Here is a 26,583-nt window from a genome sequence, read left to right on the forward strand (position 1 = left end):
CATTTAGTATGCGTGCTTGACTATTTCACTTGTTTCCGCACAACCATATTTTGCCCGTCTAAACAGTGTTCTGTCATTCGCATGAGATTGCCGATTACTTTGGCAACATGTGCAGGTTGCATGATTGTAGTCGGATCTTCTTCGGGTGCTAGCTTTTTTCGCAAATCGGTTGCCGCACGCCCTGGTGATATACAATACACGAGGATATTATACTCCGATAGCTCCTGAGCGAGTGTTTCTGATATGCTGATGACTGCTGATTTGGAAGACGCATAAGAAAGCCATCCAGGCCTCGGTGTCATGCCTGCTGTTGACGCGACGTTCAGGATTTTTGATTGTCCGTTTTGTTTCATATATTTTACGCATTCTTTCGTCATTTCGACAAGGGAAAAAACGTTTATTTTATAGGTTCTTTCCATGCTTGCTAGCGTAGTATCTAGAAGGGATTTGGGATCCGTATACCCTGCTATGTTGAGCAGCCAATCGATTGACCCGAATTCTTGGTATATTTCTTTCACCATCGTTGGAATTCCTTCTTGCGATGAAAAGTCATAGACAATTGCACGTGCGCGTACCCGTGGATTTAATAAGCCGATTGTTTCTGAAAGTTTTACTTCATCACGCGCGATTAATACGATATTATCTACCTCTGGATTGTTACTCATCTCAATCGCTGCGGCTCGACCAATTCCACGACTCGCCCCCGTTACGATAGCTGTTGTCAATTCGTCTCACTCCCCAATACGTATTCACGGTAAATGGTTTCCCCAATCACTAAGTCCATTGGGTACGTTAGCTTTAAGTTATGAACTGTGCCTTCTAATATCTTCACGGCATCATTTGGATTGTATTCGAAAAATAGACTGGCATCTTCGGTAAAACTTTTGTTTTGGACATGTGCTTGCTCAAAAGCATCCAGCAATTTATCTCGATTAAATTTTTGCGGCAGTTGAACATTTACGAGTTGCTCGCGATCTAATGTTTCGTCGATTTGTCCATTGCCTTTTAATACAGTAAATGGAATTTCAATGCCGTAAATGGCATTTTCATTTTCATCAGCCGCCAATCGCTCGAATTCTTTAATTTTCACGAAAGGCCGCGCTGCTTCATGAATCATGACACTCGCATTCTCACAAACTTGTATGCCATTCCAAGTCGATTCTTGACGTGTTTTGCCCCCTTTGACAAGTTTATAATTCAACTGCGGGCAATGGTTTTTGATCAATTGCGCGATGTGTTCCATGTATTCTTCCGTGCAGCAAATCACCACTTCATTAATTTCTTTCACTTGGGCAACTCTTTCCAATGTGTGAATGATAATCGGTTTACCGCCTAGGCTTAAATATTGTTTCGGAACACTATTTTCCATTCTTGAACCTGATCCACTGGATAACAGAACTAATGAAATCATATATGTCCACCCCTTCTCATTTTCCTCATATAAGCTTTTGTCTAGGTCCCCTCGGTATATCTTCCGGAAACTCGTCTAATATTAACCAGTCAATGACACGGTCAGTCGAATTTGAATCATGGTATTTAAAATACTTGTCTCGGAATTGCTGCACTTTTTCCATCTCATAATCTTTTTCCGCCAATGCTTTCATAAGCTCGTTGAAATTCATGACGATTTTTCCCGGAACAAAATCTTGAAACCCTTCGTAAAAGTCGCGACTTGAAATATAATGATGGAAATCAAATGCGTAGAAGATCATCGGTTTATTTAATAAGGCGTATTCGAACACAACCGATGAATAATCCGTAATGAGAACATCTGAAATTAGTAAAATATCATTTATTTCCCGGTAATTAAATGCGTCGATAAATACATCTTCATATTCTTCTGGAATTTCAATTTCTTCCCGGACGAAAGGGTGCAGCTTGAAGATGATGACTGTATTATTTTCCCGGGCATACTTCGCGAGCCTTTCTAAATGGATTTGAACCATCGGATAATAAGCAGTTTTCGGTCCACTCCCTCGAAATGTTGGCGCGAATAAAATCACATTTGCGTTTTTGGCCTTTGGAAACGCCTTATACATTTTACTTCTAATCTTCTCTTTATATGCCTCGTCGAAGAAAGGATCGATTCTTGGAATGCCGGTCGAATAAACATCGGCTTCTTGCATGCCGAAAGCTTCTGCATAAAATGGAATCGAATGTTCTGACGCGACAATTGCACTTGTGTATATTTTATGCGAGTGGGCATTGATACTTGGTCCCCCTGGTTTACCAACTCGCGAATAACCAACTGTTTTAAATGGTCCGGATGCATGCCATAATTGGATGATGTTTTGCGTCTTATCAAATTCCACGTTGTAAAGCATCGGGTGAAAATCATCCAACAGAATTGTTTTCGATGTAGCAAGATAATAAGGAAGCTTGAACTTGTCTAGGAAATTTCGTCGTCGGGTAATATTTTCTTTAAACAGCATTTTCAGGTCAAACTTTCCGTCTAACTTCCGCTTAATTATCCTATCGTAAACGAACTTCAGATTCCCCCCTATCACCGCTCTTGAATCCGATGTGAACAGGATTCGATTGTCTTTTATCCCAAAAATTCGCCCTGATAGCTTATAAATTAACTCGAAGATTCTTCGCCTGACCTTTAAGCTCTGTTCATTCCGTTTTTTTCGATATATTTCCCGAGAAATTTCGTGTTTTGTCTTTAGATGTTCAGCTTTGTTATAGATTGCAAGATAGAATAGTTGATTTCCATCGTTGGCCATCGGGCGGACACTGTAATGGTTAGCGGAATTTGGATTAAAGGTTTTTCGATAATGATTCATATTGTGATCACGATTGGTCGTGACGAAATCGATGAGTGAAGTCGCGGTTGTCGCGATTGAAACCGTTTCGGTGGAAGGGTCTTCTGCAACGATCAACCATCTTCCTGAAGGGACTGGTTTTTGGTTTTCCCAGGCGACTGATAGATTGATGCGTAGGTGAATGAACTCCTCTATCTGTTCGACTTGAGAAAAATACACCGTCCTTTCTGTTTGCGGGTGAAATAAGTAGAAGTCTAAGTTGTCGGATGGTGCTTTTCCTATTGATAATGTCAAATTGAGTTGAATACGTTCCCATTTAATGGATACTAGTTTCATAGGATATTGAGACGTATCGAGATTATAGTCTGGATTGAACAAAAACCTTTCCCCCATTTCATTTACCAGATGGTTAATGAGTCAAATTCCCTGAAAAAATTGACTGGTCAATTTTCCTGGAAAATTGATTTAATAATTCTCTTCGATGCTTGTCCATCCTGGTATTTGAAGTTTTTCACTTTTAATCGCTTTACTTCAGCTGTGTTTTTGATATCTGAGATAATCCAGTCGATTAAATCGTTCTCTTTTTCAAAATAAGTGGCTGGCAGCAATTGCTTAATATCGACATAAAATCCTCGTTGTTTGTTGTATGTCTCATAATCATAGCAATACAACGCGATGGGTTTTTCTAGAATTGCGAAGTCATAAATGACGGATGAGTAATCCGAAATTAGTGCATCAGATATCATGAGAAGTTCTTCTATGGTGTATTCGTTGCGATTCCAGAACACTGTATTTTCATCTAAAATTTCCATGTACGCTTCATTTTCATTCATGTAGGGATGTAGATTTAATAGTAATGCCTTATTTTTTGCTTGAAGATGTGGAACAAGTTTAAGCAAGTCTAGTTGTGGGACGTATGGGGTTGGATCTGTGCTTCTTCCTCTAAAAGTTGGTGCGTAAAGAATGAGTTCTTTATTTTTAAATTGCGGATATTTTGTTAGGAATTGTTGTTTTTTTGTCTTGTTGTGTTGATTCGCAAAAAGGATGTCCGTCCTTGGTGAACCGATGGCGTGAACTTTATTCGCTTCCATTCCAAATGCTTCTGCATAGTAGCCGATTTCAGCATCTGAATTCACAGCAACTACGTCATAATTACTGTGAATCGGAACCACTTTTGTATAACGCTCGTTCGGACCATCGGGATAGCCTCTCAAACTATAGCCGACGCGCTTTAACGGTCCCGATGCATGCCAAAGTTGAACGATTTTTGTCTCTTTGCGCACACGTATTAAGTATAGCGGCAAATAATAATCATCTAGAATAAATACTTTGGCGGTCGCCAAGTAGTAATACTCTTTGATCATTTTCCGAATGGGCTTCACCAATTGGCGATTTTCAGTTGTTAAAATTATATATTCAAATTCTGGTTTCTCCGCGACCATTTCTTTATATAAGTAATAGAGATTGTCTTTTAACTCGGCATGGCGCGGTGTCATGAAGACAATGCGATTTTTCTTATGAGCAACTAAAAAACACAGGATCCGATAAGTCACTATTGAAGTGAATTTCAGCATGATTGTTATGAGTAGTTTAAGTTTGCTTTTCACTTTTCACTTTTATCTCCTGTCATGTGGGTGTTTTTGTAACGGATGTGGCTATTTCCTAGTTCGTGTTATTCATTTCGACGCGGGGGGCGGAAAGTCCTTTAACTTATGGTTAGTTTAACCAATTTATTGGGGTTTCTTTCATGGATGGAGGAGCGTTCGTGGATTGCGCGGAATTCGTAAGGGCGGGAGAGGCGTTCAGGTGTGTGTTTTGGCACTTAGTGGGCTTTGGCAATTGGGTTTTCATTGAATGGGCGTGGATCATTTGGGATTGAGTGGACATAATTGGCCGTTTTTAACGATTGAGCGGACATCTTGAGCGATTGAGCGGACATCTTTGATTTGAGAGGAGATAATACTGGATTGAGTGGACATAATCGGTGGTTTTATTCGATTGGGTGGACATAAATTGAAATTGCGCGGACATTTAAAAAATCAGGTTGCCGTGACACCAATTAAATATGGTGTCGTGGCAACCTGCATTCATGCAATTACTTATTTCTTTTTATACTTCTTGACGGTCACTCTTGTTATCTTGCTTTTGTTTCCGGCTTTGTCTGTGGCTGATATCGAAATTTTGGATCCGGCTTTTTGTTTCTTAATCGTCACTTTGAATTCGCCTTTGCTGTTCGCCTTTTTTGAACCAAGTTTTTTGCCTTTATGTGTGACTAACACTGTCGCATAGGCTTCGGTTTTTCCTTTTACCACCGTATCATTATTTGTTACGGCATTTACTTTTGGTGCATTTGGTGCAATTTTGTCTTTTACAACGATCTTAGTGGCTTTGCTTTCTCTCTTCGCTAGATCGGTTGTCCGGACATATAGTGCTGTGCCAGCTTTTTGTTTCTTGATGGTAATTTTGAAGTCACCTTTGCTGTTCGCGGTCCCGGAAGCGATGACTTTATTAGATTTATTTTTTATTTTTACTTGTAAACCTGCAACTGTTTTCCCTGAGACAACTGTTGATTTATTGCTCACGGCATTTACTTTTGGTGCCGATGGTGGTGTTCCTTTTTTCACAACAATCTTTAACGCTGTCTTCGCTGTTCCGCTCGCATCTGATGCTGTTACGTGAAGCAGGCTGTCGACGCTTTGTACTTTGCTGATTTTTACGGTGAATTTACCGTTGGCATCCGTTTTGGCCTTGCCTAATACTACCTTACCTTTTTTCACTTCAATAAGTGAACCTTTTTTAGCAGTACCTGTTACAGTATTTTGATTATCCTTTAACGTATTGACCTTTACTTGCAATTCAACGGCACTGACTGCGCTGAAGGCATTTAGTCTTCCCCCACCTGATACATAATCATGTCCAGGTTGTGTAGGGCAAGGAATCGCTTCATAGTATTCGTCGTAGCATTCTTCCCTCTCGTTATTGTCGGTTCCTTCAAATGCTACATCATCTGCTGTGTCTACTAAAATTTTCTTGATATCTTGCGGCTTTAACTTAGTATTTTGTGACAATAGTATTCCCGCAACGGCTGCGACATGTGGTGCTGCCATAGATGTTCCAGACATGTATGTGACATTGCCATCAGGAAGTAAGCTTGGAATCTCTGAACCTGGCGCGACAAGTGCTAGTTCATCCCCATAATTGGAATAATCCGCTACAATGTCGATTCTGTTTGTTGCACCTACAGCTATCGCGTACTTAGAGGATGCTGGATAAGATAATTCTCCTCCCATCCCTTCGTTTCCGCTGGCTGCAATAATTGTGACGTTTTTAGCTGCTGCATATTGTAGCGCATACTCAATCGTTCGGCTGTAATATCCGCCGAGGCTGAGATTGATCACTTTTGCACCTTGATCTGCTGCATGCATAATCCCTAAGGCTACATGATCTGTTTCTCCCTCACCTGATTCATTCAGTACTTTAACTGGTATTATTTTTGCATTTGGGTGGATTCCTGCCATTGAGTAGCCGTTGTCTATACCCGCTGCGATAATGCCAGTAACATGCGTGCCATGTCCGTGGTCGTCATTTGCATCCTGATTACGTGCAACGAAGTTTTTCCCTAGGTCTGTACGAACTTTCCCTTTTAAATCCGCTAGGGAGCCGTCTACACCTGTATCAACCACCGCAATCAATGTTTCTTTTAAATTCTGCTGTTTTAACAATTTTTGCAGTGGAGCATGTTGGATATCTGCAGCGGTTTTTCCGCCCTCTTGCCCCGTATTATTCAATGACCATTGGTACGGATATTGTACATCTGATAAGGCCTGGTACTTTCTGACAGGCTCGATAAATTCAACTTCGGGTAACTTATTCAGCTGATCGATTAAAGCCTTGTTTGACCCGGCGTTTAAATTAGCCACATATATATCGCTATCGTTAATTAACTCGGTGCTTGATGTTAATGCTGATACATTTTTTGTTCCAAAGCTTCCAGCATCTATTATTTTTGAAAGCGATTTGATGCTCTTTCCTTTTTTCATTTTAATAATCAATTTGTTTGTCTCTGCACTTGTATCGAGTAGACCGAATTCATTCAGTATACTTTTTAGCGTTTTTCCTGCAAGCTGTGAGAGCTCTTTTTCTGTGGCAATCTGGTTGATCTTCTTATCCAAAGTGTTAGGGACAGATTTTATGGTAATGTCGTATAAGTTCTGTATTGCTTGCTGATCCTTAAGTGTTAATCGATAGGTTGTTTTTTCTCCGTTTTTAGCCAAGTCATTAAACAACGGTTTCAATTGAACGAGATTTTGATAGACTTCTTCCTTTGTCTTTTTATCAAATATCATATCGGCAACTAAAAATGGCGCGGCATTGTAATACAGCGTGCTTAATTCTTTTCCTTTGTCTGATTTCTTCAGTAAACCATCCCTGACTTGATGTAGCGCAGTTATGATTTCAGTGGCAGACTTTTTCTGGGAAGTACTTAATTCCACAGGACAAGTCTCCTCTTGTAAACCGGATGGTGGAAGATTTACAGACTCAAAGTTTATTTGGTAATCGGTTGTTTCCTGGAATTCTTCTGGATCCAATTCACCGTGATGCGTTACTTTGATGTAGTATGGGCCTTCCCAAGCAAATGGAAAATCCAGTTGAGCATGTTGGTCCCCTGCACTGAATGCCTCATACCTTGCAAATGTGTCATCCTGGCTCGCTTTTTCCTTGCTCGGATAAATCTTGACCTCAAGTTCTGCTTCACCAGACACTGTCAGTCTCATATGCGTGTTCACAGTAATGTCATTATTTGAAGGTGTGACTTCATACCAGTGGACAGCTTCCGTTTGATCGAAAGTTTGGTTCAGTGTTTCTCCTTGAGTTAGTAATGTAGGATTATCTATCGACTCATTACTGACTACATTACGGGCAAAACTCATTTCGGGTAAAAATAAACTGAAAGATAATGTGAAAACTAGAAGCATTACAACAAGCCTATTCATCTTTTTCTTCATCATGCAACTGACCCCCTAATTTTGGAAAAACACGAAATCTTTTTTGCTTTAAATAATCATAAAGTAGCGCACCCTATCTCCTCTCTTTTTTATACGCTTTAGAATATTATCGCATGTAATTTATGGAAGTAAATAGCTATTCTTAACTGTGGGAATATATATTTTTCGACATATTGGGCACATGCAGATTCTTAGCGGATTGTAGGAAAAAAAGACCAGCCAGCTATTATTACTGGCTGGTTGGTCTTTGTAATTCTATCTTAATCATCCCATACTTCATCCATGAGTTCTTCGATTTCTTTTCTAAGTCGTTTCGTTTCGGTTTTTAAGATTGTTACTTTATTGCCTTCAATTTTCACAACATCTCCGGCAACTGCTTCTGTTGGAAAGATGGCTCTTTCAAAATCTTGAGTTTCACCATCGATTTCAACAACTGCCCATTTATGTTCGAATCGATCAATGATTCCTTTCATGAAAACACCTTCCTTATTTCACGCTTTTAGGTTTGGTCGTCACTTGGAATTTTATTGTCTTTCCATTGGAAGTGGCCTTTACCGTTCCTTGTGTATCCGTGCGATATACTTGTGCATTAACTTTCTTGAGACGTTTTAGGGTTTCTGGTGTCGGATGTTTATATCGATTCCTTTTGCCTACGCTGATCACTGCATATTTGGGTTTCACCGCGTTTAAAAACTTTTCTGTTGTCGATCCTTTCGAGCCATGGTGGCTAACTTTTAACACATCAACTTTTGATAGCACTTTCTTGGCAATCATGTCATTTTCGGATCGTGTTTCAGCATCGCCGGTGATTAGGAAAGTATTTTTGTTGTATTTCAAGTGCAGCACGGCGCTCCAGTTGTTTAAATCGCTATTGGCATAGCTTTTTACGGGCGCGAGAAATTTCATGACGATTAATTTGTCGCCTACTGGTAGATCAACGCCGATTTTCGCAGTTTTTATTTTCAATTTCTCTCTTTTTACAGCCAGTAGGAAGTCTTTATAGGCTTGTGTTGTGTGCGAAACTTTTGGGGCGTATACATTTTTCACCACGAAGGCATCGAGTACTTCATCAAGACCTCCGATGTGATCAGCGTCTGGGTGTGTCGCAATCATGAAGTCAATCGTTTTCACCTTTTGCTTTTTCAGATAGGTGACTACGTCATGTCCTTTGGCTTTGTTCCCTCCATCGATCAGGATGTTTTTGCCGTTAGGCGTTTTAATATAGATTGAATCACCTTGCCCGACATCAATAAAATGGACGACTAAATCCTTTGTTGCTGCGTTTGTGTGTTGCGTTCCAAATAACAGTGAAATGAATAACGCTGCGACAATCCCTAAAATCCCAATTTTATGTTTCATTTTTTATCTCCTTTAGGATAAAAATAATCCGTGCTCTATTATTAAAATGTTTTATCCGTACAACCATTTTCCATGAGCTAAATCTAATTGGAGTTTATTCGAACTACTGCTAATAGATAGACTTCTTATCTCATTACTACGCGAGAACTCTTCAATAGTTCAGTCTACTACCCCCTTAGCATGAGTATATGGAAGATACCAAGTCCTCCATATTTTACCTAAATACAAGTATATTGTAGCACGTGTTTAAAAGATTCTATAGAACTATTTTTTATAAAATATAAATAGTTTGGATGCTGGGATTGGAAGAAATTTGTGGATTGCGCGGAATTCGGCGGGGCGAGAGAGGAGTTCGGGAGCGGTTGCGAGGAGTTCGTGGAGGGCGCGGAATTCGCGGGGCCTGGAGAGGAGTTCGGGTGTGGTTTTTTGCACTTAGTGGGTTTTGGTAATTGGGGTTTTGTTTCTATGAGAGGACTGCGAGAGCGAATGCGTGGGGTTGTTGATTTGGGCGGAGATAAAGTTGGATTGCGCGGACATCTTTTTTGCACAATATTAAAAAGCTAGACTCCATCGTTTGACGGAGTCTAGCTTTGTTTTATTGAATTATCTTTTCAAGATCATTGGCAACTTTTTTACTTACTGCTGATTCGCCGCCGAAGATTGTTAGGCGTTTGGTGCCGTTTTCGGTGATATATTCAGTCACGACTTCTGGTACTCGCGTGTGTACGAGTAGGACTGCGCTGTCGTTTTTGGCGGCTAAGACTGCGCCGGTTAAGGCATCGGCATAGTTTTGGCCGGTTGCGATGTATAAGTGTTTACTTGTTACACCGAAGTGTTCGGCGATTGCGCTATTGGTTTTGTAACGATCGTCGCCTGCTAATGTCGTTGGATTCGGTAGTTGGTTGACTACTTTTTCGGATACGACTGTTTTTCCGCCGACGACGATTGTTTCGGTTGCGCCGAGTGTTTCAAGTGCATCAGATGTTTTCGTTGGTAGCTTGTCGGACTGTGTTAATAGTATCGGAAGTCCTTCTTTTGCTGCGTGTGCGGCTACGGATAATGCGTCTGGGAAATCCATGCCATTTACAATGACGACTTTATCAGATGCTTCCATATTGCTCGCGATTTTCGCTGCTGTTTCGAAACGGTCGCTACCTGAGATGCGTTCGACTGTGAGTCCCGCTGTTTTTAATTGGCCTGCAACGTTAGCACTTATCGCGCTTTCGCCGCCTAAGATGACTACTTTTTTGGCACCTAGTCTTGTGATTTCTGCTAGGGTTTCTTCGTATAGATCATTCGTTAGTGACAATAAAATGGGTGCGTTTTGTTGATGGGCGTATGGTACACCAGCTAGTGCATCTGCGTAATTATCGCCACGTGCTAGAACGACTGTGTCTGATTGTGCCCAGCCTTTTTTGCTAATTTCATTGGCTGTTGAGTAGCGGTTGTCGTTTGCAAGTCGGTCGATTGATTTTTGGGAAACGAATAGTTTGCCGTTTGCTTCTGCTGTTGTTTGATTGCCCGCGTCGTCAGTGATTTTAACTTCGATTGTTGCGCCTTGAAGTTCGGTCGCTGATGGGACTGTCCAAGTTCCTTGGTATTTCCCTGGTTCGACTTCTTCCATATCGTTTTCGGAAGTGGATTTCGTATTTAATGTGCCAGGAAGTTTTACTTCAAAGTTTGCTTTCCCGCTGGTTACATTACTGTTGAATGAGACGACTACCTCATCGCCGGGCGTTACATATTGGTCGGTTTTCGGTGTTAATTGGTCAATTGTCGGTTTTTCAGTATTTAGCGTGATGATGATTGGGTTTGATTCGCCTACAGTTTTATCGTCCAGGATGGCGAAGGCTTCAAGTTTGTTTTTCCCATTGGACAATTTGACTGGGACTGCGAAAGTTCCGTCGGCATTGGCTGTTCCAAAACCTGCCTCTTCACTGTTGTTTATAATTTTAACGGTTGCATTTGAAGGCGCAGTTCCTTCTATAATCATCGCTTCGTTATTTGTGACGTCCTCACTTTTTGGTGAAGTGATAATCGGTTGATCGAGTTCGTATTCGACAAGTGCGCGGATACTTTTATTGCCCACAAGGAAACTGGATTCTAGCTGGTACCAGTAACCGCTGTACATTTCCCAACTACGGCTTTGGAATGGACTGCTTTTGTCTTGTTGAAGCGATGTGGACGTTGTGCTGTCTTCAGTTTGGATGTAGACCATGTAAAAGTCGCCGTCGACGATGATGCCTTCATCGCGTAAATCGACCGTTGTCCATCCGGTTGCTGAAGCCTTCGCGTCAATCGGTCCGGCGATTTTCTTGCCTGGTGAGCCACCAGGACCCGATGCATCCATGACTTCAACTTGGAAGTGGTCGCTTGTGCGTACGTTTATCAGGAATTTTCCACCTGTTACCATCGCCTTTTCTTCGCCAGGTGCAAGGGACATTTTGACTCCCCACCCGTGGCCTGCATCTTTGAATCTGCTTGCGCCTTCGCCAGTTCCATCGTCGTAGGCGATTTCTTCTTCAGCGTAACTGTAGAAAGGCGTTAATTGGTGGTTTATGGTTTGATCGCCATCGATCGTGATTTCGACTTCTTGGCTCTTGAAGCCTCGGGCCGTGATTTTCACAGTGTATGTTCCTTCGTAGGCTGTGAATTCATAATGGCCTTTTGCGTCGGTTTTCACTGGTGCGATATTTGCATCTTCTTTTAATAGTAATGTCGCATTTTCGATTGGTGCGCCCGTCGATTTGTCGGTGAGTTTTCCGCTGATGGTTGCTTGCGGAATTGCATCCAATGTGAAATCAACGGTTGTTGTTTCGTCACGTTCGATTGTTACAGGTGCTTCTTTTGTCTCGTAACCATACGCTTCAGCGATGAGTGTGTAATCTCCGCCTGCATATTTTAACGCATACGTTCCGTCATTCGGATTCGTGTTCACGGATCGGTCGCGTCCTTCGATGCTTACGTGCGCATTTAGCGGGATTTCGTTCGTTTTTATGGTTCCTTCTACAGTTCCGACGCCTTCGGTAACTGCGGATACAGCGCCGTATGCGTCAATTAATCCATACCCGAAGCCGTTGTTTGGTGATTCAGGATATTCTTCATCGGTTAATGGAATGGCTGTTCCGAGTATAATTTCTTCCATTTCATCAACAGAAATCGTTGCGTTCACGGAACGAAGTAATGCCGCCACGCCTGATACTGCAGGGCCGGCCATTGATGTTCCACTGTTTTCGAAGTAACTCCCCCCTGGTACTGACGAACGAATGACTTGTCCCGGTGCTGAAATATCCGGTTTAATTTCGCCGTAAGGGGATGGTCCTTTGAGTGAAAAACCTGCTAGGTCATTCGCGATATCTGTCGCGCCTGTTGCAAATGATTCGGGATAGTTTGCTGGTGAAACAATCGATTCTGGTCCACCGCGGTTGCTACTTGAAACATTACCCGCAGAAAACTCTGGGAAAATGTTGGCTTTTCTCCACTCGATGACGACATCGCGATACCATTCATCAAGTCCCGGTCCCCCGCCCCATGAGTTATTGACGATATCTGGAGCCAAGTCAACTCGCGTATTTCCTTCCGCGTCAGTCGGCGCTAAAATCCAGTCCGCTGCCGCCAATAAATCTTCATCGGTGCCACCGTCTTTCGTGAATGCTCTTACAGCAATCCATTTCGCGCCAGGTGCGACACCAATTTGGTTTGTTCCATCCGGTTCGCTACCTACCATCGTTCCGACGGTGTGCGTGCCGTGGCCATTGTCGTCATATGGCGTATTTTGGTTCGCTGTTGCATCGAACCAGTTGAAGTCATGGTTCACTTCGTTTGTTTCGGTGTTGTAACCGCGATATTTTTCTTTTAGCGCAGGGTGATCCCATTCAACGCCCGTATCGATACTTGCCACGACAACGCCTGTGCCGTCAATGTCCATATCCCATACTTCTGGCGCTTTCACGCGCTCGATGTTCCACTCTACGTTAGAGACTTCCGTTGTGTTGTTTTCGAGTGTTTTGGGATTTATCTCCGTGACGAGTTGTCGCTTTTCATTTTTAAGGATTTTTTCTACTTCATCGAAAGTCGCGATTTGTTCGGCGACCTCTTGCGTCGCTGTTACCGCCATTCCGTTGACAATGAAATATGGCGTGACTTTATCGACGTTTCCTTTTTTCGATTGTTGGGTTAGGTAATGGAGAACGTCTTGTTGTGATTGCTCGGCGACTGTTTTAAGTTCTGCAACTTGTGCAGATCGCTTTGTTAGTTTGGATTGGAATGCTGTTTGATTTTTGGAAAGTTTGGTGGCTTCTTGGATGGCTTTCGTGGTGTTTGCTTTGTCTTTGAATTTGACGAGAAATGTTACTTTTTCGTTGTTTTTGAAATCGGTGAGCAAACGGTTGCTTACCTTTTCTTGTAATGTGTTTGCTTCAGAATCATAGATTACTTTTGTAGATTCTGCGTTAGTGAAACTGGGTGTTAGTAGTGAAAAAATCATGAGTAGTGATGCGATAATGCTGAAAATTTTTATGTTGATTTTTCGCTTTTTGTGCATGTGAGTTCCTCCTTTTTTCTTGTTGTTGAATTATTACGATTCCTTTGTACTTGATAAGTTTACCAAAGTTTTTACTATTACTCTATCGGTTTTCGGAATGTTTTCACTAGTTTAGGTGAATTGAGTAGTATTGGCTATCAATTTTATGATATTTGGTGGTTTATATTGGGGATGAGGGGGCTAATTGACTATGGAGGTGGGAGAGGAATTGGTTTTGGTTTTTGCACTTAGTGGGCTTTGGTAATTAGGGTTTTGTTGAAATGGGCGGACATCTTCAGGGAAAGAGCGGACATAATTGGCGGATTTTTGAGATTGCGGGGAGATAATGCTGAATTGGGCGGAGATCTTTGATTTGAGCGGAGATAATGCTGGATTGAGCGGACATCCTGTGAGGGCGAGGGGTTCGAACTTAATTGGGAGGACTTCGAAAGGGATTGCGCGGAATTCGGAAATGGAGAGGGGATCATTCTTGATTGCGAGGACTTCATGAACCAAGGAGAGGACTTCAAAGCCGATTGCGCGGAATTCGGAAATGGAGAGGAAATCATCCTTGATTGAGAGGACTTCACGAACCAAGGAGAGGACTTCAAAACCGAGTGCGCGCAATTCGTCAGCAGTTAATTGAAATCAAAAAGCTAGAATCCATTAGATGTATCCAATGGATTCTAGCTTTTTTTACCTTTAACTTACTGAATTAGTTTTGTCAGCTCGTCGGATACGTTTTTGCTAACTGCTGATTCGCCACCAAAAATAGTTAGGCGTTTGACGTCGTTATCAGAGATATACGTTGTTACAACGTCTGGTATTCTAGCGTGTACGAGTAGGACTGCACTGTCGTTTTTGGCAGCTAGGACGGCGCCGGTTAGGGCGTCGGCGTAGTTTTGACCGGTTGCGACGTACATGTGTTTACTTGTTACGCCAAAGTGTTCAGCGACCGATATATTTGTTTCGTAACGGTCAGCGCCTGCTAGTGTCTTTGGTTTTGGTAGTTGTTTCACTACCTTTTCCGAAACGACAGTTTTACCGCCTACTACTATTGTTTCGGTTGCGCCTAGTGTTTCGAGTGCTTCTGCTGTTTTCGCTGGTAGTTTGTCAGCTTGTGTTAATAATATCGGTATGCCAGCTTTCGAAGCGTGTGCGGCGACGGATAATGCGTCTGGGAAGTCCATGCCGTTTGCGATGACGACTTTGTCGGAACGGTCCATTTCAGATGCAATTTTCGCTGCTGTTTCGAAGCGATCGCTACCTGAGACGCGTTCGACTGTAAGTCCCGCGGCTTTTAATTCGCCTGCTACTTTAGCACTTATCGCACTTTCGCCGCCTAGAATGACGACTTTTTTGGCGCCTAGTCTTGTGATTTCGGCTAGTGTTTCTTCGTACAAGTCATTCGTGAGTGTTAAGAGAATCGGTGCATCCAATTGATGTGCGTATGGTACGCCCGCAAGTGCGTCGGCGTAGTTGTCGCCGCGTGCGAGTATGACTGTATTGGATTTCGCCCATCCTTTTTTACTGATTTCGATGGCCGTCGAATAACGGTTGTCGTTTGAGATTCGGTTTACTTGGTTCTCGTAGACTGTTATTTTACCTTTTGCTGTTTCTGTGACTTTATTGCCAACTGTGTCCATGAATTGTACTTGGATCACGGCGTTTTGGAGATTTAGGTTTGCGGGCACTGTCCAAGTTCCTTTGTAGACGCCCGGTTCTACTTCGACCATTTCATTAGCTGTTTCTCCTGCTGTTGAAAGTGCAGGGAGCGTAATGCTGAAGCTGGCTTCTCCGCCTTCCAAACTTTCGAATGAAACTTCGATTTCATCTCCAAGTCCGACGTGTTGGTCATTTTCTGGTTGAAGATTTGTAACGATTGGTGCTGATACTGCTACCTCGATTGTCACTGTTTTCGTTTCTGTGTTTCCGGCTAAATCTTTGGCAATGACTTCGATTTCGTTGACACCGTTTTTCAAATTAATTTCTAGTGAATAGCTTTCGTCCGTAACGGTTGCTGAATCACCATTCACTGTAAGTGATGCAAGATTTTCGTCGACAACTGTTCCTTCGACTGTGACTTTTAGTTGGTCAACGACATCGCCGTCTTTCGGATTGTCGATGGTTAATACTGGCTTGGTCGTATCGAGTGTGACGACGATTGGGTCAGATTTACCGATGCGCGTTCCGTTAAGTGTTGATGTGATTGATAATTTGTTTTCGCCTTCAGTTAGTGTAACTGGCAGTGTGAATGCTCCGGTTTCATCCACTTCGGCTGTGCCGACTTCTTTGTCGTTGTTGAATAATTTAATGGTTGATTCCGGAGTCGCTGTTCCTTCTACTGAAAGATTTGGTTGATTGGTCACAAGGTCATTTTCGGGAAGTGTTATGACCGGCTTCGAATCCTTGTAAATGACTCGGGTGCGAATCATGTAGTTTCCTTCTGCTTCAGGCGTTTCTTCCCACGCGCCTCCGATGTATTGATAACTTCTACCTGTGTGTGGACTGCTTAAATCGGTCGATAAGAACGGTGAGTAGCGGCCTACTTCCGGTTGGATGTAAACCATGTAAAAGTCGCTCTCTACTGTGATGTTTTGGTCGCCTAAATCGACACTAATCCATTCATTTTCACGATCTGCAATCGCTTCGAATGGGCCGGCTAGTTTTTGACCTGGCTTGTTGAATTTGCCCGTTGCATCCCATATTTCGACCATGAACTCGTCGCCGTTCGCGATATCACCGATATGGAAAAGCCCGTTCGTAATCGTGGCGGATTCTTCGTCTTCTGGTAAGGACATTTTCACTGCCCAGCCATTTCCTTCGCCTAAGAATACGCGCGCCATTTCGGCTGTTCCATCGTCGTATCCGATTTCTTCGAATGGATACGTATCTTCGTTGAACTCGATTGTGATGATTTTTGTCTCTTTATTGCCAGCTAAATCCTCGGCAACTACTTCGATTTCATTGAAACCGAGCGCTAGTTGTACTTCATGCGCCAAGTTGCCTTCAGTTACTGTTGCTTTTTGACCGTTCACTTTTACGGTGTCGAGGTTTTCGTCATCGACGGTTCCTTCGACTGTGATGGTTTCTTGGTCAGTAACGTCTCCGTCTTTAGGATTCGTTATTGTGATTACCGGTTTGATCGTGTCGAGCACGACTGTGACTGTGTCGGATGCAATTACCGGTGAGCCTTCGTGTAAAGTTACCGCTTTGAATTCGTTGTCGCCTTCAGTTAGCGTTGTTGGAATCGTGAAGTTTCCATTTTCTCCGACTTCGACAACTTCAGCTTCAATTCCGTTGTTAAGCAAACGAATCGTGCTTGAAGGTGTCGCTGTTCCTTCTATTGTAATTGCTTTTTCATTTGTAATGTCTTCTTCTGGTTCGTTAATGACTGGCTTGACTAGGTCGGGCAAATCTTGACCATAGTCAACGACTGCACGAATCATGTAGTTTCCAAGGCTTTTCGTTGATTGAACCCATTGGCCGCCAATATAATCCCAACTTCTCGCTGCCCAATTGTTTTGATCGCCGTCTGCGACAAATCCTGGAACATATGGATAATCATCCGCTTGGAGATAGACGATATAAAAATCATCTTCGACGACAATGCCTAGGTTGGATAAATCGACTTGTGTCCATCTGGATAGATTTCGATCTGCTTTCGCATTGATCGGCCCGGCAATTTTATTACCCGGGGACCCGTCTTTACCGGTAGCATCGTAAACGGCGATATGAATATCAGTACCGCCTGGAACCGGTACGTGCCCTGCCCAGAATTGAAGCTTCGCGCCTGTTAGCATTGCGGAAGATTCGTTTTCATCGATTGACATTTTGACCGCAAAGCCATTGCCTTTCATGCCGAATGCTAAGTTTTTACTGTATCGGCCATTGTCATATTTAATTTCCGATGGTTCATGGCCAATAAATGTCCGAAGTTCGATATTTAAATCGATGTCTTCTCCTTCATTTACTGTAATTTTTTTGGATTCGCTGTAGTAGCCCGGTGCATGGACTTTCAGCGTGTAAGTTCCTTCATAGACATTCAAGTTATACTGTCCGTTTGCTTGCGATTTGACCGGTGGTGCGTTTTCTTCATCTAGTAAAAAGATTGTCGCGTCTTTGATTGCTCCGCCGAAACTGTCTTTTACTGTTCCGGACACTGTTTGGATTGGTGATGCGTCCAGCGTGATCTTCGGCGTGATTATTCCTTTTTCGGTAAGTGTGACTTGTTCTATTTTCGATTCGAACCCATAGGCATCGACTTTGAGCGAGTAGTCGCCTGGTGGATGGTGAATCGTGAATTTCCCGTTTTGTTCGTTTGTTGTTGTTTTCCAACCGGTTTCAACGACTTCAATTTTCGCGTCGACTGGTAATAAATCTGTTTCTGCAACTTTTCTTTTGACTTGTGTTGATTGTGGGAATGAAATTTTTTCAGATGTTGCGAGTTTACGTTTCTCGCTTGTCTTGCTTAATTCTTCAGTAGACGCCGCTTCTGAATTAATTAATCGAACATCGTCGATATACCAGCCTTCGAATTGATTCACCTGGGAAGTCAGGTTGAAAGCGATATAGATTTTTTGACCGGCATATTTTGATAAATTAATACCGACTTCATGCCATTGTTTGTTATCTTTTGTAATACGGTGAAGTTGTTCCCATGTTTCGCCGTCGGTGGATGCGTAAATCGTGCCCATATCTTCACCAAACCAGCTTAGGCTGTACCATTGGTTGAAACGGAGAATTGTGTTCGCTTCTGGAAATACGGGCGGCATGACTAATGTCATGTCGGAGTTCATCTCGTATTGGCCGCGCAAGTTCGTTCCCATTACTTTTTCACCGGATACAGCGCCTGGCGGACCGAATTTTGGAACGCCCCATTCCCAAGAGTTGTTTATCCCGAATGAATGCCAACCATCTGGGTAGCTTTCGAAATTCTCGACGTATCCATCTGTCACGCCTTGTTCGATGGTGACTTCGTATTGATCACTTTCCGTTGTTGTTCCACTGAAATCTGTGATGGTCCACCAATATTTTAATGAATCCCCTGTTATGCCCGTTGGAGGAACGATTACTTCGTATGTGCCATTTTTATGGTCACCGTTAATGCGTTTTGTTTCATAAGTTTTTTCTGTATCGTTATCGGATAGAATCGTGAGCGTTACATTGTCGACGCTGGTGTTATCCATTGCTTGCATCGAAAAGTGCGCATCTTCGCTTTCATAAATGACTTCGCGCGGTTCATGGTTATATGTTGGCGCTTCGTCGTCGGTTCCTGTTCCAACCACTTGTCCATTAATTGTTGCGATTCCTTGCTGGGCAGCTTCTACTGCCGCTTTTGCATTAATAAAACCGAATCCGTAGCCATTATTCGGTGCTGTCGGATATTCGTCATCGACTTTTGTCGTCGCTGTCATTTTCAAGATCGCTTCAATTTGATCAACGGTTAATGTCGGATCGACTTGGCGCAAAAATAATGCGGTCGCGGCAACTTGCGGGGCTGCCATTGATGTCCCGTTTAAAAGCCCATAGTCGAATGTGTCCCAAGTCGGACCTGGAATCGAAGAGCGAATCGCAACACCCGGTGCCGAAATATCCGGCTTTAAATCTCCTCTTTCACTTGGACCGCGAAGTGAAAACCATGCTAAATCATCAGTTTCATCAGTTGCACCGACTGCGATTGATTCTGGATAGTTCGCTGGTGCTGACGCGGATCCAGGCGATGCATCTGTAAATAACCCTGCGTTTCCGACTGAGAATATCGGTACGATTTCCACAGCACGCCAAGCTTGTACAGCTGGACGGAACCAATCGTTATTTAACGGACCGCCTCCCCATGAGTTATTGACAACATCCGGAGCCATTTCCGGATGTGGAACGCCGTTTTCATCTTTTGGCGCGAGTACCCATTCCGCTGCGTTTAGTAAATAGGAGTCATGTGTTTCACCAAGGAAAAAAGCCCTCGTTGAAATCCATTTTGCGCCAGGTGCAACGCCGATTTTATTGGACCCATCTGGCTCTTGTCCAATCATCGTTCCCATTGTATGCGTACCATGACCGTCAGAATCCATTGGGCTGAGTCTGCCTGAAACGGCGTCATACCAGTTGAATTCGTGTGAAGGATTGTTTGGATCATCCGGGTTATAGCCGCGATACTGGTTTTTAAGCGCGGGATGGTTTCCGTCTACACCGCTGTCAATACTCGCGATGACAGTGCCCTCTCCCTTAAAGCCTTTTTCCCAAACGTCAGTAGCTTTAATTCTGTCAATATTCCATTCTACTTCTTCTGAAAGTGGATCTGCTTTATTGATAGTGAAATCTTTTTCGTCCGTTGGTAAAAGTTTATGTTTCTCGTCTAGCGTAACGGATTTCACACCTGGTAAACTGGCGAGTTTTTCGGCAGTTTTCTTGTTTCCAGTTACGGCAAAACCGTTAACGATATAGTAGCTTTGAAAGTCTTTTACTTGTCCGGACTTTTGTTCTTTAGTTAATACAGTCGAAATGTCCTTTTGTGATTTTTCTGCAGTTTTGAGTAATTGTGAGACGACAGCTTCTTGTTTCATTTTTTTCGTGTCGACTTTGGATAGACTTTGTTTTTTCGCGCTCTTTTCTGCTTGAAGCGCTACGCTTTTTGTGTCGGTTTGTTCTTCTAATAATACGAGGAATTTGACGAATTCCTCTTCTTTAAATGCTTGTGAAAGATCTTCGTGGATGTTGTTGGTTGTTGGAGATTTTTTATCATTATATGAAGCGGATCCAGTGGCAGGTGCGATGAGTGTAAATACCATTAAAAATGCAAGTAATTTTGAAATATGCGACATCAATTTCCCCTGTTTTTTCTTCATTTGCACGCTCCTATTTTTATGGTAGTTTACTTGTCGGTACGATCCTCCTTGTGTCGTAATATGTTTGTCTTTATATAATTGCTTCCGCAATAATTGTAACAAAGAATTCCATCTGAATCTATGAGTTGCGTGAATATTTATACTAGTTTGATTAACAAGGGTGGTTTGGACTATTAACATTGCTTATGGGATAGTTCTTTGCCCTTAGTGGGCTTTTGTAATTAGAGGTCTTTTAAACTAGTGGTGGGTGGTGGATTACGCAGGATTTGTTGGGGTGATTCGGAGGGGGCTAGGTTTTGGTTTTTGCACTTGGTGGGCTTTGTAATTGGAGGGTTGTTCGGATTGGGCGGAGATCTTTGATTTGAGCGGAGATAATGCTGGATTGGGCAGACATAATCGATGGAATTATACGATTGAGAGGACATCATTGCGGATTGCGGGGACATCATTGAATTGAGCGGAGATAATGTGGGATTGAGCGGACATAATCGGTGAAATTAGCCGATTGAGAGGACATCATTGTGGATTGCGCGGACATACTTGATTTGAGCGGAGATAATACTGGATTGGGCGGACATAATCGACGAATTTATTGGATTCGGAGGACATTATCGGAGATTGAGCGGAATTCACGAACCAGGGAGAGGACTTCAAAGCCGATTGCACGGAATTCGGAAATGGAGAGGACTTCAACCTAGATTGCGAGGATTTCACGAACGAGGGAAAGGACTTCAAAGCCGATTGCGCGGAGTTCGAAAATGGAGAGGAGTTCAATCTTCATTGCGCGGAATTCGCCAGTTACTATAGACGTCAAAAAAGCTAGAATCCATTAGATGTAACCCAATGGATTCTAGCTTTTACACTTTTACTTACTGGATTAGTTTTGTCAGCTCGTCTGCTACTTTCTCACTCACCGCTGATTCTCCACCAAAAATTGTTAGACGTTTTAGATCTTGGTCAGAAATATACGTTGTCACAACTTCAGGAATTCTAGCGTGTACAAGTAGGACTGCACTGTCGTTTTTGGCGGCTAGTACTGCGCCGGTTAGGGCGTCGGCGTAGTTTTGGCCGGTTGCGATGTACATGTGTTTACTTGTTACGCCGAAGTATTCAGCGACCCGAATATTGGTTTCGTAACGGTCATCGCCTGATAGTGTCGTTGGTTTTGGTAGTTGTTTCACTACTTTGTCGGACACAACAGTTTTGCCGCCGACTACGATTGTTTTGGTTGCGCCTAGTGTTTCGAGTGCTTCCGCTGTTTTCACAGGTAGTTTGTCAGCTTGCGTCAATAGTATTGGCATGCCTGATTTCGCAGCGTGTGCGGCGACGGATAGTGCGTCTGGGAAGTCCATGCCGTTTGCGATTACGACTTTGTCGGAACTTTCCATTTCAGATGCGATTTTCGCTGCTGTTTCGAAGCGATCGCTGCCTGAGATACGTTCGACTGTAAGTCCCGCGGCTTTTAATTGGCCTGCTACTTTAGCACTGATTGCACTTTCGCCGCCTAGAATTACTACTTTCTTGGCGCCAAGTCTAGCCATTTCCGCTAGGGTTTCTTTGTATAAGTCATTCGGCAGCGTCAATAATATCGGTGCGTTTAGCTGGTGCGCAAATGGTACGCCGGCTAGGGCATCCGCGTAATTATCGCCGCGCGCGAGTACGATTGTGTCGGACTTTGTCCAGCCTTCTTTACTGATTTCGATGGCAGTCAGGTAGCGGTTTACGTCTGATATGCGATCTACGCCAGTTGGCTCGGGTGCGATAAACAGTTTTCCGGTTGCTTCTTGCACGACTTTGTTCCCGTTAGCATCTGTTAACCCGACTTCAATTACTGCTCCCTTAAGGTTTAAATTTGGCGCAGTCCAGGTTCCTTCGTATTTTCCATCTTCTACTTCTTTCATCGGTACCTTTGTTGATGATTGTGTCGAGATGTTTGCGGGAAGTTTGATTTCGTAATAGGCTTCGCCTCCCAAGGCGTTGCTTTTGAAAGAAATTTTCACTTTATCGCCAGGAGTTAGTGCTTGATCTGTTGATGGAAGTAAATTTTCGATCACTGGTAACACTACTTCTTCTTCGACGGTCACTACGATGATTTTGGTTTCGGTATTTCCTACTGTGTCAACTGCGGATACGTCGATTCGATTCGTTCCTTTTTTCAATTGCAGTTCTTGCGAAAAATTTCCTTCGTCAGTTGTGGATGCGATCTCGCCGTTTATCTCAACAGAATCGAGATTTTCGTCGCTAGCCGTACCTTCTACTATGACTATTTTTTCATTTAAGATATCGCCGTCTTTTGGACTTTCGATGTGTAATTCAGGTTTTATTGTATCCAAAATTACAGTAACTGGTTCGGACTCTACTGAATTATCTCCATCATATGTTGAAGCTACTGTTAAGCTATTTACGCCTTCGGTTAAATCGGCTAAGAAGGAGAATGTCCCATCTTCTCCGATTTTGACGGAGTCGAACGTTTCCCCGTTATTCTTGAGTTGAACGGTTGTCGTTGGCGTCGCAGTTCCTTTTACGTGCTGATGTGGCGTTTTTGTAACCAAGTCTTCATTTGGTGTTGTGATGATCGGTTTTTCTATTTCATAGTTGACGACTGCACGGATCATGTAATTTCCTTCGGATGCAGGCGTTCGACTAAATTGGCCGTCGATTAATTGCCAGCTTCGTCCTGTATGTGCTTCATTTTCGTATGATAAGCCAGAAGATTCTTCCCCACGATTCGGTTGAATATAGACCATGAAGAAATCGTCATTTACGATAATCCCTTCGGACCTCAAATCGATATGCGTCCAGTCTCCTGTTCTCAGTGCTGTAGCTTCAATCGGTCCCGCAAGTTTGTTCCCTGGAGATCCATCAACGCCGGTTGCATCATAGACGGCTACTTGAAAATCTGTCCCTCCCGGTGTTGGGAAATCGGCTGTCCAAAAATTGAATAGCCCACCTGTTACCATGGCGGCATTTTGACCTTCTTTCAGGGACATTTTTACTGCCCATCCATAACCTGCGTCATAGAATGCTCTGGCGTTTACCGGGATGCCATTGTCATAACCGATTTCGCCTTCGTAACCGACGTATGGTTGAAGTTCGATATCAACTTCTGTAATTTCATTGCCGACGACTGTAATTTCCACGTCTTTGGAATAGAAATCTTTTGCCATGATGCGAAGTGTGTACTCACCGTCAAATACATCCAATGTATACTCGCCTTTCGCATTGGTTTTCACTGGTGCGATTGCGGCGTCTTCGACGAGTAAAACATTCGCCAATTCCACCGGATCTCCCGTTTGTTCGTTGATAATTTTTCCGCTAAGTTCGCCGATTGGAATCGGATCTAATTTAAAGTTTTCGCTTAGCGACCCATTCTCCGGTATATTTACTGTTTTTTGATTTGGATAATAGCCGTATGATTCTGCGACCACTGTATATTCTCCGGCTTTATGGAATAAATTGTACCTTCCATTCGCGGGATTCGTTCTTCCTGAACGGCTTGTTTCTAGTACCGTTACTGATGCTTCGATTGGAAGTACCAGTGAATTAATCCTGTTATTGTCGATTGTTGGCATATCCTCAATAATTGGTTTGATTTTATCAGGATTCACTGCTTTTTTCTTTTGAACTAATTCGGATGAATCTAAGGTTTGTTTTACGTTGGAAGCGCCGATTGATTGGTCGGTGATTTCAACATCGTCAATATACCAGCCAACTCTTGTCAAACCGTCATCGGTAAGTAGATTAAAGCCGATATAGATGACTTCACCTGCATAGTCGGATAAATCGACTTCTTCTATTTGCCAGTAATTCGCGTTACCGTCGTATCGGGCGAGCTGTTCCCAGTTCTCTAAATCCCTTGAAACAACTACATGACCAAAATCGTAATATGTTTCAATCATGTACCAGGAAGCAAATTGTAAGTAAGTGTTGCCTTCCGGTATTTTAATCGCGGGAGTCACCAATGTCATATTGGCATCGTTGTCATAGTTACCGGATAAATTTGTTCCATAGAGATGCTCTCCCGAATATGGAAGCGGCCCATATTCGACTTCTCCCCATTCCCATGAATTATTATTCCCGAATGAAAACCAGCCTTCGGGTTTTGTTTCAAAATCTTCCTTATAACCAACTGTCAGCGGACTAATTATATCGATTTCAAACTGCGCTGATTCTGTTTCATTGGTACCGAAATCGACTGCATTCCATTGGTAGGTCAGCTGACTTCCAACTATCTTATTTCCATCAATGACGGCTTGATATGTTCCGCTTTCATAATTTCCGGCAATCAAATCTGCATGGATTGTTTGAGATTCTTGACCGTCAATTTGATAGGTTAACGTAACTGTATCGACGCTAACGTCATCATTTACTTCTGCGGTGAGTTTCAGTTGGACACCTTCGTACGTCTCGGTCACATGATTTTCTTGGATTGATGGGGCTTGTGTATCCTCTCCATCACCTTCTTTGAAAACAATTCCGGTTAACTTTCCTACTCCGGTTGTTACGGAAGATACTGCATTAAAGGCGTCGACGATTCCGTAGCCAAAACCATCGTTTGGCGAACTTGTAAAGTCCGCATTTGTTGCCGGTGTTGCGGTTTCGTGAAGTATTTTCTTAATTTCATTCATTTTCAATGAAGGGTTTGCTTGTAGCAATAAAGCAATGGTTCCTGTTATATGCGGCGCAGCCATTGATGTCCCGTTATTTGGCACGTATTTGTTATTTGGGACTGCAGAACGAATATAAACGCCCGGTGCAGAAATATTTGGTTTGATATCACCCGGATATGGGCTTGGTCCTCGGGATGAGGTTGTTGCTAAATCATCGCTTCGATTTATTGATGCGACCGCGATTGTTTCTGGATAATTCCCAGGCGAGTTAATAGTTCCTGCCTCGGGTCCATCATTTCCAGCCGCAAATACTGGAATAATACCGGACTCTGCCCAGTTTTGAACCATTGGACGATACCATTCCTTCAACCCTTTTCCGCCCCCCCATGAGTTATTGACAATATCAGGAGCCGCTTCGGGATGCGGCGTTCCGTTCCGATCTTTTGGTGCTAGTACCCATTCACCTGCTGCAAGTAAGTCTACATCAGTCCCTCCAAAGGCCGTGAATGCTTTTACAGCGATCCATTTTGCGCCTGGCGCAACGCCAATCTGATTTTCATTAGCTGCATCTGCGCCGACCATGGAACCCATTACATGTGTTCCATGATCAATATCATCGTATGGCACTGAATTTCCATTTGTAGCATCGTACCAATTTAATTCATGCGAAACGGTACCATCAGCTTTGTATCCGCGGTACTGACTTTTTAACGCTGGGTGATCCCATTGTACACCGGAGTCGATATTAGCAACGACAACGCCGGTACCGTCAATATCGTATTGGTCCCACACCGCGTCTGCGCCGATTTTTTCAATATTCCACTCCAAATTATTTGAAGCTAATTCTATCTCTTTGTCGACTTCGTCATTTACATTAAGTTGACGGATTCGGTTCGGTAATACTTTATCAACCTCAGGAAGTTCCGCGATTTGCTTCATTGTTTTTTCATCGCTCGTAATCGCGAATGCATTCACGATGTAAAATGATTGATAGTCAGACACTGCACCCGTCTTTGATTCTTTTTTAAGTAAGTTTTCAATGTTTGACTGGGTTTCATATGCTGTTGTACGCAAACTTGATACGACTGCCGATGCTTTAGCGCGTTTTATTTGCTGTGAGGACACTGCCCCTTTGTTCTGTTGTAATTTCATTTCAGCTTCTTCAGCTGCAGCTTTTGTATCTGCTTGTTCTTTCAATTTCACTAAATACGTCACTTGTTTATTCTTTTCGAACTGGGTTGATAATTCATTGTCGACCTTTTGTTCAATTTGGTTGCCATCTTTTGCAGTGAAACTTAGTTTTGGTGCTTGAGCTGAGACATTAAGGTATGGAATAATTTGTAGCAATAACACAGCAATAATTGAAATACGAATTAGACTTGATATAACAATTGCCTTCTTCTCCATCAATAAAAATCCCCCTTAATTAACTAACCACCAATAGAGGAGGCATGGTGCCCCTCCTCTATCGGAAAG

At 42.9% G+C, this 26,583-nt stretch carries 11 protein-coding genes; all 11 read right to left on the reverse strand.

The features are described from left to right. Nucleotides 1-20 precede the first annotated feature (20 nt). The 11 genes from J4G36_RS10775 to J4G36_RS10825 all read right to left on the reverse strand — a co-directional run bounded on the left by J4G36_RS10775 (nt 21) and on the right by J4G36_RS10825 (nt 26,514). A complete protein-coding gene (locus tag J4G36_RS10775; RefSeq protein ID WP_210469998.1) occupies nt 21-725 on the reverse strand; it encodes an SDR family oxidoreductase in 705 nt (234 codons plus the stop codon). Then, nucleotides 722-1,411, reverse strand: coding sequence for an IspD/TarI family cytidylyltransferase (locus J4G36_RS10780; RefSeq protein ID WP_210469999.1), 690 nt, complete (start codon nt 1,409-1,411; stop codon nt 722-724). The genes J4G36_RS10775 and J4G36_RS10780 overlap by 4 nt, the downstream gene beginning before the upstream one ends. Nucleotides 1,412-1,436: 25 nt before the next feature. Then, nucleotides 1,437-3,143 (reverse strand): CDP-glycerol glycerophosphotransferase family protein, encoded by a 1,707-nt coding sequence (locus J4G36_RS10785; RefSeq protein WP_210470000.1) that lies wholly within the window; start codon nt 3,141-3,143, stop codon nt 1,437-1,439. A gap of 65 nt (nt 3,144-3,208) precedes the next feature. Continuing rightward, nucleotides 3,209-4,372, reverse strand: a complete 1,164-nt coding sequence (locus J4G36_RS10790; protein WP_210470001.1) for a CDP-glycerol glycerophosphotransferase family protein — start codon at nt 4,370-4,372, stop codon at nt 3,209-3,211. 492 nt (nt 4,373-4,864) lie between these two features. Then, the gene (locus J4G36_RS10795) at nt 4,865-7,774 is read right to left on the reverse strand and encodes a S8 family peptidase (RefSeq protein WP_210470002.1); all 2,910 of its coding nucleotides are present in this window, start codon (nt 7,772-7,774) and stop codon (nt 4,865-4,867) included. A gap of 257 nt (nt 7,775-8,031) precedes the next feature. Next, nucleotides 8,032-8,244 (reverse strand): DUF3006 domain-containing protein, encoded by a 213-nt coding sequence (locus tag J4G36_RS10800; protein ID WP_210470003.1) that lies wholly within the window; start codon nt 8,242-8,244, stop codon nt 8,032-8,034. A gap of 13 nt (nt 8,245-8,257) precedes the next feature. Then, entirely contained in the window at nt 8,258-9,130 is an 873-nt protein-coding gene (locus J4G36_RS10805; protein ID WP_210470004.1) for a ComEC/Rec2 family competence protein, read from the reverse strand. A 595-nt stretch (nt 9,131-9,725) separates the two neighbouring features. After that, nucleotides 9,726-13,673: a S8 family serine peptidase gene (locus J4G36_RS10810; RefSeq protein ID WP_210470005.1), complete on the reverse strand. Its 3,948-nt coding sequence runs from the start codon at nt 13,671-13,673 to the stop codon at nt 9,726-9,728. 180 nt (nt 13,674-13,853) lie between these two features. Continuing rightward, entirely contained in the window at nt 13,854-14,279 is a 426-nt protein-coding gene (locus tag J4G36_RS10815; protein ID WP_210470006.1) for a hypothetical protein, read from the reverse strand. Nucleotides 14,280-14,359: 80 nt separating this feature from the next. Then, complete coding sequence (locus tag J4G36_RS10820; RefSeq protein ID WP_210470007.1) at nt 14,360-20,497, reverse strand: cell wall-binding repeat-containing protein; 6,138 nt, start codon at nt 20,495-20,497, stop codon at nt 14,360-14,362. A gap of 869 nt (nt 20,498-21,366) precedes the next feature. Next, nucleotides 21,367-26,514 carry a cell wall-binding repeat-containing protein gene (locus tag J4G36_RS10825; RefSeq protein ID WP_246880579.1) on the reverse strand — a complete coding sequence of 1,716 codons (5,148 nt, stop codon included), beginning with the start codon at nt 26,512-26,514 and terminating at the stop codon, nt 21,367-21,369. Between the last annotated feature and the right edge of the window lie 69 nt (nt 26,515-26,583).

The sequence above is a fragment of the Sporosarcina sp. 6E9 genome, from assembly GCF_017921835.1.
Classification (GTDB): Bacteria; Bacillota; Bacilli; order Bacillales_A; family Planococcaceae; genus Sporosarcina.